Annotated in this window: 12 protein-coding genes; 5 read left to right on the top strand and 7 right to left on the bottom strand. The window is 64.0% G+C overall.

Going from position 1 to position 13053, the window contains the following annotated elements; translation table 11 throughout:
- Window positions 1-2 precede the first annotated feature (2 nt).
- The 6 genes from X738_RS67925 to X738_RS67900 form a co-directional block, all read right to left on the bottom strand.
- Window positions 3-1010, bottom strand: a complete 1008-nt coding sequence (locus X738_RS67925; protein WP_023801368.1) for an ABC transporter ATP-binding protein — start codon at window positions 1008-1010, stop codon at window positions 3-5.
- A 2-nt stretch (window positions 1011-1012) separates the two neighbouring features.
- A complete protein-coding gene (locus X738_RS67920) occupies window positions 1013-1930 on the bottom strand; it encodes a dihydrodipicolinate synthase family protein (RefSeq protein WP_031255749.1) in 918 nt (305 codons plus the stop codon).
- Between the two features lie 19 nt (window positions 1931-1949).
- Window positions 1950-2852 carry an ABC transporter permease gene (locus tag X738_RS67915; RefSeq protein ID WP_023801366.1) on the bottom strand — a complete coding sequence of 301 codons (903 nt, stop codon included), beginning with the start codon at window positions 2850-2852 and terminating at the stop codon, window positions 1950-1952.
- The gene (locus X738_RS67910) at window positions 2852-3811 is read right to left on the bottom strand and encodes an ABC transporter permease (protein ID WP_023801365.1); all 960 of its coding nucleotides are present in this window, start codon (window positions 3809-3811) and stop codon (window positions 2852-2854) included. Before X738_RS67910 ends, X738_RS67915 begins: the two co-directional genes overlap by 1 nt.
- 82 nt (window positions 3812-3893) lie before the next feature.
- Window positions 3894-5480, bottom strand: coding sequence for an ABC transporter substrate-binding protein (locus X738_RS67905; protein ID WP_023801364.1), 1587 nt, complete (start codon window positions 5478-5480; stop codon window positions 3894-3896).
- A 40-nt stretch (window positions 5481-5520) separates the two neighbouring features.
- A complete protein-coding gene (locus tag X738_RS67900) occupies window positions 5521-6270 on the bottom strand; it encodes a FadR/GntR family transcriptional regulator (RefSeq protein WP_023801363.1) in 750 nt (249 codons plus the stop codon).
- Window positions 6271-6380: 110 nt separating this feature from the next.
- Here X738_RS67900 and X738_RS67895 point away from each other — a divergent pair, with 110 nt between their 5' ends.
- The 4 genes from X738_RS67895 to X738_RS67880 all read left to right on the top strand — a co-directional run bounded on the left by X738_RS67895 (window position 6381) and on the right by X738_RS67880 (window position 10155).
- Window positions 6381-7352, top strand: coding sequence for a Gfo/Idh/MocA family protein (locus X738_RS67895; RefSeq protein ID WP_023801362.1), 972 nt, complete (start codon window positions 6381-6383; stop codon window positions 7350-7352).
- Entirely contained in the window at window positions 7349-8344 is a 996-nt protein-coding gene (locus tag X738_RS67890; RefSeq protein WP_023801361.1) for a Gfo/Idh/MocA family protein, read from the top strand. The genes X738_RS67895 and X738_RS67890 overlap by 4 nt, the downstream gene beginning before the upstream one ends.
- Window positions 8334-9287 (top strand): dihydrodipicolinate synthase family protein, encoded by a 954-nt coding sequence (locus tag X738_RS67885; RefSeq protein ID WP_023801360.1) that lies wholly within the window; start codon window positions 8334-8336, stop codon window positions 9285-9287. The genes X738_RS67890 and X738_RS67885 overlap by 11 nt, the downstream gene beginning before the upstream one ends.
- A gap of 97 nt (window positions 9288-9384) precedes the next feature.
- Window positions 9385-10155 (top strand): TIGR01458 family HAD-type hydrolase, encoded by a 771-nt coding sequence (locus X738_RS67880; RefSeq protein WP_023801359.1) that lies wholly within the window; start codon window positions 9385-9387, stop codon window positions 10153-10155.
- A gap of 37 nt (window positions 10156-10192) precedes the next feature.
- Here X738_RS67880 and X738_RS67875 read toward each other — a convergent pair whose 3' ends face one another.
- Window positions 10193-11725 carry an FAD-dependent oxidoreductase gene (locus X738_RS67875; RefSeq protein WP_031255747.1) on the bottom strand — a complete coding sequence of 511 codons (1533 nt, stop codon included), beginning with the start codon at window positions 11723-11725 and terminating at the stop codon, window positions 10193-10195.
- Window positions 11726-12004: 279 nt separating this feature from the next.
- Between X738_RS67875 and X738_RS67870 the strand changes: the two genes are divergently transcribed.
- Entirely contained in the window at window positions 12005-12976 is a 972-nt protein-coding gene (locus X738_RS67870) for an SDR family oxidoreductase (protein ID WP_023801357.1), read from the top strand.
- Window positions 12977-13053 lie beyond the last annotated feature (77 nt).

Genomic DNA, 13053 nt, shown 5'->3' with positions numbered 1-13053 from the left:
TGTCAGAGATCCTCCCAGCGCAAACAGCGGCTTTGCTGGGTCGACGTCGCCGCGAACAATGGCGGTACAGCAGTGCGGCAGGCATCGACAGCCAGGGCGCAACGCGGCGCGAAAGAGCAGCCCTTGGGCAGCAAGGCAAGCGATGGAACATTGCCGGCGATGGTCGGCAGCGGCGTTCCTGCTGCCTTGAGCGTGGTGGCTTGGCCAAGCCGCGGCACCGAACGCATCAGCCCGGCGGTGTAGGGATGACGCGGACGGTTGAACACCTCGCTCACCGGACCCGATTCCACGATGCGCCCGGCATACATCACCGCGACCCGGTCGGCGATCTTGGCAACGACGCCGAGATTGTGCGTGACGAACAGAATGCCCATGCCGCGTTGCGCCTGCAGCGCGGCCAGCAGGTCGAGAATCTGGGCCTGGATAGTGACGTCGAGGGCGGTGGTCGGCTCGTCGGCGATCAACAAGGTCGGATCGCACGACAAGGCCATGGCGATGGTGGCGCGCTGGCGCATCCCTCCCGACAGCTCATGCGGGTATTGCCGCGCCCGCCGATCAGGGTCGGGAATTCCGACCTGAGCCAGCAGCCGCATGGCATCAGTGGCCGCATCACGGTGCGATCTGCCGAGATGGATGCGGATCGGCTCGGCGATCTGTTCGCCGATGCTGTAGACCGGGTTGAGGCTGGTCATCGGCTCCTGGAACACCATGCCGATGTCGTTGCCGCGCACCTTGCGCAGCGACTCGGGATCGAGGCCGGTCAGTTCGGTGACCGTGCCGTCCCTGCGCCGCAGCGCGATCGAGCCCTCGGCAATGCGTCCGACCTTCTTCGGCAGCAGGCCGATGATCGACAGGCTGGTGACCGACTTGCCCGATCCCGACTCGCCGACCAGCGCAACCGTCTCGCCCGAACCTATCACCAGGTCGACGTCCTGCACGGCGGCGATGTCGCGTCCGGCGATACGGAACACCGCTCGCAGACCGGAAATCGAGAGGATCGGAGCGTCCACGGTCAGCGCAGCAAGCCGACGTCGCGAAGGATGATGTCGACCTTTGCGCCTTCCTCGTCGTTCAGGCTGCGTTGCGGCCGCGCCATGGTGTTGGAGGCGATGATGCCGAGGCTCCTCATCGCGGTCTTGAAGGCACCGACCCCGGCCGAGCCGGCGCTCGTCCTGCCGAGCGAGATCCAGACGATCTCGAACAGCTTCAACAGCCGCTCCTGCTCCAGGCGGGCCTCGGCGTGCTGACCCGCCTGCATCAGGTTCCACAGCCTGACGTAGCCGTGCGGGTCGACATTGGCGAGGCCCGGCACGACCCCATGCGCGCCCATGGCAAGCACGCTGTCGACCAGGATCTCGGACCCGGTCATGCCGAAAAAATTCGGGTCGTTGGCCATGTCCTTGAGCACATAACGCAGATTGCCGTCGTCACCGCTGGAATCCTTGATGCCGGCGATAACGCCCTCGCTGGCAAGGCCGACGGTGGTCTGGCGCTCCAGCTTGACATGGACGCAGACCGGGATGTCGTAGGCGATGATCGGGATGTCGACGGCGTCCTTGATGTAGCGGAAGTGATCGCCGATCTCGGGCTGGCTGGTGCGGGCATAGAACGGCGCGGTGACCACGACGGCGTCAGCGCCGGCCGATCTGGCGATCAGGGCGTGGTTGATGACGCGATCGGTTGTCGGGTCGATGACCCCGGCGAAGATCGGAACGCGGCCATTGTTGACCTTGACCGCGTGCTCGATGATGGCCCGGCGGCCGGCCTCGTCATGGAAGACCACCTCGCTGGTCGAGCCGAGCACGAACAGGCCGTGAACGCCGCCGTCGAGCAGGTTTTCGATGGTCCGCGTGAACGACGCAAAATCGACACTGAGATCGGAATGGAGTGGGGTGACGACGGGTGGCACGACACCGGTAAACAGGGGCATTTTTTCAAAAACCTTCAGGTCAGTTGAGATCGGAACGAGGGTCGAATGCATCGCGCAGGCCATCGCCGATGAAGTTGATGGCCAGCACGGTGAGCACGAGTACGGCGCCGGGAAACATCCATTGCCAGGGGTATTGCTCGAGCACCATGGTGGAGCGGGCGAGATTGAGCATGTTGCCCCAACTGGCTTCGGGCGGTGCGATGCCGAGGCCGAGGAAGGAAAGGCCGGCTTCGAGCAGAATGGCATTGGCGATCTGCAGCGTGGCGTAGACGACTAGAATGTCGATGCAGTTCGGCAGGCCGTGGCGGAACAGGAGATGCGGCAGCCCCGCCCCCATGCCACGGGCGGCGACGACGAAGTCACGCTCGCGCAGCTCGAGCAGCCGGGCGCGCACCATGCGCGACAGCACCGGCCAGGAGAGCAGCGAGATCACCAGGATGGTCGGCGCGATGCCGGTGCCGGCGATCGAAGCGAGCACGAGCAGGAAGATCACCGGCGGCAGCGTCATGGCGAGGTCGACGAAGCGCATCACCGTGCCGTCGACAAGGCGCCCGCCGAAGCTGGCGACAGCGCCGACCAGGAAGCCGATGACGATCGAGATGGCGACCGAGCAGACGGCGACCAGCAGCGAGATCCGTCCGCCCTGCAGCAGCCGGGCCATGACGTCGCGGCCGACGCCGTCGCTGCCGAGCCAATGAATGGCGGACGGCCCCTTGTTGATCGCCCTGAGATCGATGGCGTTGGGGCTGAACGGCCACCACAGGGAATAGGTCGAGACCGCCAGCAGAATGGGGACGACGATAAGCAGACCGGCGCGCGCCGCACGATTTTCAAAGAACCGGCCGAGCGCGCGGCGAAGCGGTCCCTTGGTTTGCGGCCCGGCTGTCGGGTCGATTGTCGGAGCTGGTGCGGTGATCGTCATCACGACACCTGGATGCGCGGGTCGACGACGGCATAGACGATATCGGTCAGGAGATTGACCAGAATGACGCAGATGCCGATTACCAGAGTGGCGCCCATGATCACCGGGTAGTCCCTTGTGCCGACGGCGTTGACCAGCAGCAGGCCCATGCCCGGCCAGTTGAACACGCTTTCGAGGAAGATGGCGCCGCCGATCGCTATGCCGACCGTCGACCCGATCAGGGTGATGACCGGTAAAAGCGCATTGCGGGTTGCATGCTTGATGATCACCCAGAATTCGCGCACGCCCTTGGCACGTGCGGTCCGCACATAGTCCTGGTTGACTACTTCCAGCAGCGACGCGCGCATGTACCGCATGATCAGCGCGGCGTGTCCGATGGACAGCAGGCAGGCCGGCAGGACCAGGTGCGCGAGCACGTCCGCTACGGAAAAAGGGGCGCCTGCGGTCTGCATGCCGCCTGATGGCGCCCAGCGCAGCAGCACCGAGAAAAAGTACAATCCCAGAAGTGCCGTCAGAAACGCCGGGCTGGAGATGCCGACGAAGGAAACCACCGACAGCGCGATGTCGGGCAGCGTGTTACGGCGGACGGCGCTGAAGATGCCGGCGGAAATGCCGAGCACGATGGCGATGGCCAGGCCGGTGCCCATCAACAGCGCGGTCGGGCCGATGCGCTCCATGACCAGCGGCAGCACGCCAACGCCGCTGCGCTGGATCGAATAGCCGAAGTCGCCGCCGAGCGCAGCGCGAAGCCAGGCGAGGTATTGCACGGGAAGCGGCTGGTCGAGCCCAAGCCGGTCGCGCAGGACTTCGAGGTCGGAAGCCGACATCGGGCTGGACGGATTGATATAGGCATCGATCGGATCGCCGGGCGCCAGCCGCAGCAGGATGAAGATGAGGGCGCTCAGGGCGACCAGCATCAACAGTCCTGTAGCGCTGCGGCGGGCAATGAAACTCAGCATTGGCTGTCCGTGGCGATGGTGAGCGGAGCCGGCATCGTGCCGGCCCGTATCATTGGTGGGCCGGAATGGCCCGCCAGCCGTTCTACTGGATGTCCCAGCGTTCCGGGTGAGCCGCATAAGGACCGCCGCCCGGCGCCGGCGTCCAGACAAAGTCACGCAGCTTGTTGGAGGCTACGCCATAGCGGTTGGCCACCCATAATGTCGCCCAGGGCAGATCCTTGTTCATCACCTTGCAGACTTGCTGCCAGGATTGGTCGATCTTGGCCGGATCGGTCTGGGCGAGCGCAGCGTCCAATGCGGCGCTGAGATCATCGAACTCGATGCGCATGGTGTTGAAGCCTGCCGGCGGAATCTGGGACTTGTTGAGACCCGGGCTGATGCCGGCCGGATTGGGACCGTTCTGCAGGCCGGCATAGACCATCGCAAACGCGTTCCAGTCCGGCGTGCCTTCCTCGTAGACGATGCCGTTATAAGTCGGCGTATCGACGACGCGCGGCACCACATTGATCCCGACCTCGGCCAGCATCGACTGGATGGCAGCCATCACGTTGGCGGCTTGCGGCGAGCCGTAATAGGTCAGCAAGGTGATCGGCTTGTCGCCGTTGATCTTGTCCCACCCCGCCTCGGCAAGCAGAGCCTTGGCCTTGGCCGGATCATAGGCATAGGCTTCGAGACCTTCAGGAAGCAGGTGCAGCGCGACGTAGCCGCAATTGGCCGGTTTGGCCGCGCCGCCATAGAGGCTCTCGATGATGGCATTGCGATCGATCGCGTACATGATCGCCTGGCGCACGCGAACATCCTTAAACAACTCGACCTTCTGGTTGAGGCCGATGTAGTTGACCACATAGGAGGCGCCCTCGATCACCTTGAAATTGCTGTCGCTCTTGAAGGTTACCGCGTCGTCGGGCTCGACATAGGTGAACTGGATTTCGCCGGCGCGCAGCGCCGCAACGGCCGCCGCCGGGCTCTCGAAATACCTGTTGATGAGCACGTCGACCTTCGGCTTGCCGCCGCGATAGTCGTCATCCGCGGCCAGTTCGACATATTGATCGCTGACATAGCGCTTGAACTTGAAGGGGCCGGTGCCGACCGGCGTCGTGGACCACCATGTGCTCGTGGCCAGCGTTTCCGGCGGCATCGCGGCCAGGGCATGCTCCGGCAGGATCATCACCTGCGAGAGAATCGACAGGAAGGAGCCGTTGGGCTTCGACAATTTGACGACCACGGTGCGATCGTCCGGCGCGTCGACCGACGCGATGTCGCCGAGGCGCGCGGCAAACAGGCTGCCGGACGCCTTGTTCCTGGCGAGCTCAAGCGTGAACTTGACGTCCTTGGACGTGAACGGCTTGCCGTCGTGCCAGCTCTCCTGGGCAAGGTTGAACGTGTAGGTCAGCTTGTCGTCGCTGACCTTGTGGTCCTTGGCCAGATCGCCTTCGAGTTCGGTCAGTTCGGCGTTGTAGATGACCAGCGGTTCAAAATAGGTGCTGAGCCAGGTAAAGCCGCCGGTCGCAGCCAGCGGATTGAAGTTCTTGGGAAAGCCGCCGGGGCCGACATCGAAGCCTCCGGTGATGGTCTTGGCGCCCTGTGCCTGGACGCTGGTGGCAAGGCTAATGCCGCCGAGCAGCAGCCCGGTAATGGCCAGATGACGAGCTATAGTTCTGATGCGCATGGTTTCCTCCCTTGGCATTGTCAGGTAGTTCGGCGTTGGGTCAGGTAATCCGGTTTTTGGCGATCACTTGCTGAATACCCCTGTAGTGGTCGTCGAGGCGCTCGCGCGCCCGGTCGACGTCCTTGGCGGCGACCGCCTCGACGATCTCGTGATGGTCGCGCCAGGTCGCCAGCGGCGTCGGATTGTCGAGGCTGGTGAAATTCGAGGCCTTGTTGAACGCCACCCAGAAGATGTCGATCAGCGCGCTCAACATGTGATTGTTCTGGCAGCGGAACAGCAATTGGTGGAATTGCTGGTCCTCTTCGGCAAAGCTCTCCTGGCGCTCGGCGCGCCGCCGCATGCTTTCGGTCAGCTGGCGCAGCGCGGCGATGTCTTCGGCGCTGATCATCTCGATGGTTTTTGCGATCAGGCCGGTTTCAAGGACACGGCGGATCTCGCGCAGTTCCTCGACGTCGCGTAGCGAATCCTGCAGGCCGTATGCCAGATTATCCAGCAACGGCTTGAACGAGAATTCCTTGACGAACACGCCAATGCCGCGACGCGTCTCCAGAATGCCGATCGACTCCAGTGCCTTGATCGCTTCGCGCACCGAGTTGCGGCCGACGCCGAGTCGCTGCGCCAGGAAGGTCTCCGGAGGCAAGGGGTCGCCCGCCTTGAGCTGGTTGCTCTGGATATATTTCCTCAGGCTCTCCTGCACGCTGACGTGAAGCAGCGGCGGTCGGGCCAGCGGTTCGATCGATTTTTGGTCCGGGTTCAACTTGGGTTCCGAGCTCAACTTGGGTTCCGGCATTTTTCTCCCAGCGCCGCTGCAATTGCGGCCGATGGCGCGTCGCGTAGCGGTCGATGCTTGTAGCATAGCGACTTGTAGGATATCCTGCAAGCAAGAGGATTACACGCTGAATGAAGATCGTCATGGCCGGCTCAAGCCATTGGCACGCCGAAATGCATCTCGACGCTGCATGTTTTTGCGGCGCCGAGATTGCCGGCATTTGGGATGAGGACGCGCAGCATGCGCGCGCCTTCGCGACGCGCCATCATTTGCCGTTCATCGCCGATTTTGCGAAAATCCTCTCCGGCCCGCCGGACGCGATCCTGCTGATGGGACACCCTTCGACGGTGCCGGCGCGGGCCCGTGCCGTGATCGAAGCCGGCATACCGCTGATCCTGGAAAAGCCGGCGGCCAGCAGCACCGCAGCGTTGGCCGCGCTCAGCGAGTTGGCGAGGCAGCACCAGGCCTTTGTCAGCGTTCCCCTGCCCAACCGCTTTGGGCCGGCCGCCACTGCCTTTGAACGGCTGCGCAGCCAAGGCCGCGCCGGTGCGATTGCGCATTGCCAGTTCCGGCTGGTCAATGGCCCGCCGCAGCGCTATGCGGCCGACGGCGTCGCCTGGGTGGCGGATCCGGCGATCGGCGGCGGCGGCGCGCTGAGGAACCTCGGCATACACGGCGTCAATGCCGCGCTCAGCCTGGCAACCGGCGCGCTCAGGCTAAAAACCGTTTCGATCGAGAACCGCATTCACCGCGCCCCGGTCGAGGACCATGCGCTGCTTGTGCTGCAAGACGCTGCCGAAGCGTTGTTCGTCGTCGAGGCCGGATACACTTTTGCTTCGATGCGCCCCGGCGGCGATTTCGAATGGCGTATCGTCAGTGAGAATGCGACCCTCATCGACTATGGCGAGCGCGCCTTCTGTGCGACGCTCGACGATGGCGCTATCATCGAATTGCCGATCGAATTGCCGGCGACGCGCTACCGCCTGTGCATGAGCGACACGCTCGACCGGCTGGCTCGAAAAGCGCCGCCGGCGACTTCGATCGATGACTATGTTGCGGCGATGTCGCTGATCGACGCCGCGTATGAAAAGGCAGGACGATGATTGGAATAGGTATTATCGGAGCGGGCGATTTCGGCGCCGCCCATGCAAGGGCAATCAAGCAGTTACAGGGCCTGCATCTCGTCGCATCGTGCCGCGGGAACAACGATGCCCTGGCCGCCTTCACCAGCGAACATGGTGGTCGCGGCTACACCGACTGGCGCAAGCTGCTGGACGACAAGGAAGTCGAGGCAGTCCTCATCGCCAGTCCTCACCATCTCCATGCCGAAATGGCGATCGGCGCGGCGAACGCCGGCAAGCATATCATGCTCGAAAAACCGATGGCGCCGACGGCGGCGGCCTGCGATGCGATCAACGCCGCCGTGGCCGCCGCTGGCGTCAAGCTGATGGTCGCCCATCTCATGCATTTCGCGCTGCCTTGCATGGCGGCCAGGCAAATGCTTGAGCAAGGAACGCTCGGCCGGCCGCTCGTCGGCTCGAGCTGGATCATCAAGCTGTGGATGGAGCACAATCGCCGCGACTGGCATCTGCGCAAGGCCACCGGCGGCGGCATGCTGTTGACGGCCGGCATCCATGCGCTCGACCGCCTCGTCTGGCTCATGGATGACGACGTCGTGTCGGTGAGCGCTATGCTTGGCGCCATGTCCCATGATCAGGAAGCCGACGACACCGCCCTGCTCGGACTGCGCTTCGCCGGCGGCGGGCTCGGCCAGGTGCAGAGCGTCGGCTATCGCAATGGCGCGGCCGGCTACGTCATGGACCTGGTCTGCGAGCAGGCAACGCTGCGCATCGACATGGACCGCGGCACGATGCTTGGCCGCGACACGGCCTGGACCGACCTGCCCGGCTCGTTCGAGCCGAACTGGATGCATGCCGCGCTGGTGCGCGAATGGAGCGCGATGCGCGATGCCATTGCCGACGACAAGCCGGTGCCGGTCGACGGCGCCTATGGCCGCAAGATCATCGCCATTATCGAGGCCGCCTTTGCGTCGAACGAAACGCGCCGCGAGCACGAGATCGCCGATGCGCCCTGAGCTCGACGAACACCCGAGCCACTTGCCCGCAGACGCGCCGCGCGGCGTCTGGGGCGCGGTGATGCTGGCCATCGACGATCGCGGGGCCATCGACTGGGAAGCGACGGAGGAAACGATCGCCCGGCTCTGCGCATCAGGCGTCGACGGCATCTATTCCAACGGCACGGCCTGCGAATTCCACTGCCAGACCGAGCCCGAGTTCGACCGGCTTTGCGCCCTGGTGGCCGCGATTGCCGGCCGCGCGCGCCTGCCCTTCCAGATCGGCATCAGCCAGTCCAATCCGCGCGTCGCACGCGAGCGGCTGATGCGGGTGTCGGCGCTTCGTCCGGCCGCGGTGCAATTCACCTTGCCCGACTGGTGGCCGCCCAGCGACGGCGAGGTCATGCGCTTCGTCGGCGGCCTGTGCGAGACCGCGCCCGACATGCCGCTGGTGCTCTACAATCCACCGCATGCCAAGCGCCGCCTGACGCTCGAAGCCATCGCCAGGCTGCGTGCAGCGGTGCCGTCGCTGGTCGGCGCCAAGCTGCCGGGCGGCGACCCCGGCTGGTACGCCGACATGCGCCGCGAACTGCCGGGATTTTCGGTCTTCGTGCCCGGCCATACGCTGGCGACGGGATTCGCCCAGGGAGCGCACGGCAGCTACTCCAACGTCGCCTGCCTTAACCCCAAGGGCGCGGTAATGTGGTGGCAGACGATCCGCACCGACGCGGCGGCCGCTGCCGAGGTCGAGACGCGCATCCAGGCCTTTCTCGCCACCCACGTACTGCCTTTTCGCGCTCGCTATGACGTCAGCGATGCGGCGCTCGACAAATGGATGGCGGCGGCCGGCGGCTGGGCGCCGCTTGGCCCGCGACTGCTCTGGCCTTACAGCTCGGTCCCCGACGAGGCGATCGCGACGCTGGCCCAAGCCGCACGAACGGCCTTTCCCGCATGGTGGCAGTGAGGGTCGTTAATCGCGCGCCCTGCCCCGCTGATCCAAAGGAACAACCATGGCCTGTTCGGGATTTGACGCCTGACGGACTCGTGGTCATGCTGGACCGATGACAAGAGGTGTACTGCTGGACCTCGCAGGCGTCATCTATGATGGCGAGACCGCCATACCAGGCGGGATCGACGCCGTCACACGTTTGCGCCAGGCCGGCTTGGCCATACGCTTCATAAGCAATACCACGCGCTCGTCGAAACAGAGGGTCCTCGAACGTCTGCAGGCGATGGGGCTCACCGTTACCAAGGCAGATGTTTTCACCCCGGCGCACGCTGCTCGCGAATGGCTGCTTCGCAATGGCCGTGCGCCATATTTGCTGATTCACCCTGGCCTTGCGCCGGATTTTTGCGAACTGCCGGATCACGACAAGCGCGCCGTCATCGTCGGCGATGCCGGAGACGCCTTCACCTATGCGGCGTTGAATGACGCGTTCCGCGAGTTGAGCGCCGGGGCCGAATTGCTTGCCCTTGCCACAAACCGGACGTTTCGGGATGCCGACGGCGAACTCAGCCTCGATACAGGGCCATTCGTCGCGGCATTGGAATTTGCCTCGCTGAAACGCGCAACCGTTCTCGGCAAGCCGTCGTCGGAATTCTTTCTGTCGGCGCTGGCAAGCATGGACTGTCCGCCAGACCAGGCGATCATGGTCGGGGACGACGCGGAGGCCGACATAGCTGGCGCGCTAAGCGCCGGACTGTCGGGCGCATTGCTGGTGAGGACCGGCAAATACCGGCAGGGCGACGAGAAACGGTTTGATCCGCCCCCGACCGCAACCGTCGCCGACCTCGCGGCGGCGACCGACTGGATTCTTGCGCGCCGGGACTGATTGCGCGGACTGAACCGACCGCACAGCGTGCGCTTCGCTAGGTCATCCGGCGCTCCATTTCCAGCTCGGCCCCCAGGCTTTCGATGTCGCGGAAGATCGAAGCGACAGCCAGCGTGCGCCCTTCGCGCTTGAAGCGGAGCAGGCAATCCCTGGCAACGATGTCGCCATCGATCGCGATCTCGTCCCATTGCACGGCATGGCCGACATAGTTGATGGGAACATCGTAGTGCTGGCTCCAGAAGAACGGCACGGCGAGGAACTTCTGGCGATGGCCAAGCATGTTGAGGGCCGCGGTTTGCCCCTGCCGCTCGGCAACCACCCAATGCTCGACCCGAATGTTCTCGCCACTGTGAGGATCCGGCCACCGCGCAATGTCGCCGGCCGCGAAGATGCCTGGTGCGCTCGTCTCCAAAAAGGCGTTTACGACGACACCGCGGTCAAGGGTGAGCCCCGCCGTTTCGGCAAGCCCTGTCCGCGGTCGCACGCCGATGCCGGCGACGACGAGATCCGCCGCCAATGTATCGCCACCGCTGAGTTTCACCTCGCTGGCGTCGATGCTGCTCGCAGTGTCCTCAAGATGGAATACGACACCATTCTCCTCATGCAGGGCGCGGATGAAGTCGGCCATTTGCGGACCCATGATCCGTTCCATGGGCCGTTTTTCCGGCGCCACGACATGAACTTCGATCGAGCGCGACCGCAGCGCCGCGGCAACCTCCAGGCCAATGAAACTGGCGCCAAGCACGACGGCGCGGCGCGCAGTCGTGGCTCGCTCGATGATCGCCTTGCAGTCTGCGAACGAGCGCAGCGTGTGAACATGTGGCTGGTCGGCGCCTTGTATGGTCAGGCGAACCGGTTCGGCTCCGGTCGCCAGGAGTAGCCTGTCGTAGGCAGTCCGGGCCCCGTCCGCGAGCACAACCTCGCCAGAACGCGTATCGATGCTGGCGACATCCGCATTGAGGCGCAGGTCGACGCCGTTCTTCGAATAGAAGCTTTCTCGGCGCAGCGGAATCCAATCCTCCGGTGCTTTGCCGGCGAGGTAGTCCTTGGAAAGATTGGGCCGATCAACCGGCGGCGCTTCGTCGTTGCTGAGCATGACAATGCTGCCTTGATAATGTTCGCGCCGCAGTGTTTCTGCCGCCGCGAAACCGGCGGCGCCGCCACCGACAATGACGATTTTTTCGGGAGCCTGGCTGGAGCCGCCAGGGCGCGGCTTGGACACCGTCCGCTTGCGTTTCTCGCCCACGACGATCCGATCATCGCGTTGTTCCACCGACCAGCACGCGAGTGGACTGAAAGCAGGGGCGCGCAAGGCCTCGCCTGTACGCAAATCAAAACACGCGTGATGCCAGGGACACCGGACGGTGTCTTCCGCCACAAGACCGTCGACGAGCGGCCCGCCATAATGTGTGCATGTCGCGCCGATGGCGAAGATCTCGGCCCCGCGGCGCACCAGCAGCACCGGCTCATCGTCGCAATGGCCGAGGAGCTTTCCGCCGTCGGCAAGGTCGGATAACGCGATACCCTCGACCAGATCCGGCCCGGTTGGTTTGGCATGATCTTCAGCCATTTTCCTCTCCCTTGGCGCGATCCAGAAGATCGCCTGTACGGCCGACAAGCGGGAAATCGTCAGGTCACCAGCCTCGGAATACCTTCTGCTTGGCCAGCGCGCCTTCAGGTTCTCGGACACCGCTTGTGCCCAAACGTCCGGCCGCATCATTAGTTGCCAGTTGCGCAGTACACGCCGTCGATTTCCTGGCGTTTGGATTCGTTGCCGAAGGAATGACGCCGTCGCGTAAACTTTTTCGCCGGACATGCGTTGTTCGTTCTCCAAGCCAAGGAGACAGCCATGCAGAGGAAATCGGAAATCGCCGGCGAGGCCGCCAAGCAACGCCACATCCAGCGCGGCATCGACGCCAAGGACAAAACGAAGGGCAACGGCAAGCAACAAGGCGCCATGCAGGCCGGAGCACGCAAATATCCCGAGCCGCCCTTTCCCGAGCAGCACCAGCCGAAGCCAGGGCATGAATGGGCGATAGAGCCGGCGCCGCTTTACGACGCGCCATTCTATATCGGATCAAAAAAGCTGGACGGCAAAGTGGCCGTCATCACCGGCGGCGATTCCGGCATCGGCCGAGCCGTGGCCGTGCTCTATGCGCGCGAAGGCGCCGATGTGGCGATCGTCTATCTGTGCGAGGACAAGGATGCTGAAGAAACGAAGAGGGCCGTCGAAGCCGAGGGCCGGCGCTGCACGCTGGTCAAGGCCGACGTCAGCGAACGCGACCACTGCCACAAGGCTGTGACTAAGGTGGTGAAGGAATTTGGCCGGATCGACGTGCTGGTCAACAACGCCGCTTTCCAGGTCCATTCCAGCGACTTCAGTGAGCTGACCGAGGAGCATTTCGACACGACGCTGAAGACCAACCTCTACGGCTATTTCCACATGGCGCAGGAGGCCGTTCCGCATATGAAGCCTGGTTCGGCGATCATCAACAGCGGCTCCATAACCGGCATCGAGGGCTCGAAGCAGCTGGTCGACTATTCGATGACCAAGGGCGGCATTCATGCCTTCACGCGCGCGCTGTCCGGCAACCTCATCGAAAAGGGAATTCGGGTGAACTGCGTGGCGCCAGGCCCGGTGTGGACCCCGCTCAACCCGTCGGACAAGCAAGCCGGCGACGTCTCGAAATTTGGCGCAGACACACCGATGAAACGGCCAGCGCAACCGGAGGAAATCGCGCCGGCCTATGTGTTCCTCGCCTCGCCGCATTGTTCAAGCTACATCACCGGCGAGATATTGCCGATCATCGGCGGCTACTGAGAACGTGTCGCCCGCACTGCCTCGATCATCGTGGACCTCTCGCCTGTGGCGGAGGTAGCGGCGATCTCAGATATGAA

Source organism: Mesorhizobium sp. L48C026A00 (assembly GCF_000502375.1).
Lineage (GTDB): Bacteria > Pseudomonadota > Alphaproteobacteria > Rhizobiales > Rhizobiaceae > Mesorhizobium > Mesorhizobium muleiense.
This window is presented reverse-complemented; position numbering and strand designations above follow the sequence as displayed.

Coding starts and splice junctions, on each gene's coding strand:
- X738_RS67910 (WP_023801365.1), bottom strand. CDS start 3,811: ATGCTGAGTTTCATTGCCCGCCGCAGCGCTACAGGACTGTTGATGCTG.
- X738_RS67870 (WP_023801357.1), top strand. CDS start 12,005: ATGCAGAGGAAATCGGAAATCGCCGGCGAGGCCGCCAAGCAACGCCAC.
- X738_RS67920 (WP_031255749.1), bottom strand. CDS start 1,930: ATGCCCCTGTTTACCGGTGTCGTGCCACCCGTCGTCACCCCACTCCAT.
- X738_RS67905 (WP_023801364.1), bottom strand. CDS start 5,480: ATGCGCATCAGAACTATAGCTCGTCATCTGGCCATTACCGGGCTGCTG.
- X738_RS67885 (WP_023801360.1), top strand. CDS start 8,334: ATGCGCCCTGAGCTCGACGAACACCCGAGCCACTTGCCCGCAGACGCG.
- X738_RS67895 (WP_023801362.1), top strand. CDS start 6,381: ATGAAGATCGTCATGGCCGGCTCAAGCCATTGGCACGCCGAAATGCAT.
- X738_RS67900 (WP_023801363.1), bottom strand. CDS start 6,270: ATGCCGGAACCCAAGTTGAGCTCGGAACCCAAGTTGAACCCGGACCAA.
- X738_RS67915 (WP_023801366.1), bottom strand. CDS start 2,852: ATGACGATCACCGCACCAGCTCCGACAATCGACCCGACAGCCGGGCCG.
- X738_RS67880 (WP_023801359.1), top strand. CDS start 9,385: ATGACAAGAGGTGTACTGCTGGACCTCGCAGGCGTCATCTATGATGGC.
- X738_RS67875 (WP_031255747.1), bottom strand. CDS start 11,725: ATGGCTGAAGATCATGCCAAACCAACCGGGCCGGATCTGGTCGAGGGT.
- X738_RS67890 (WP_023801361.1), top strand. CDS start 7,349: ATGATTGGAATAGGTATTATCGGAGCGGGCGATTTCGGCGCCGCCCAT.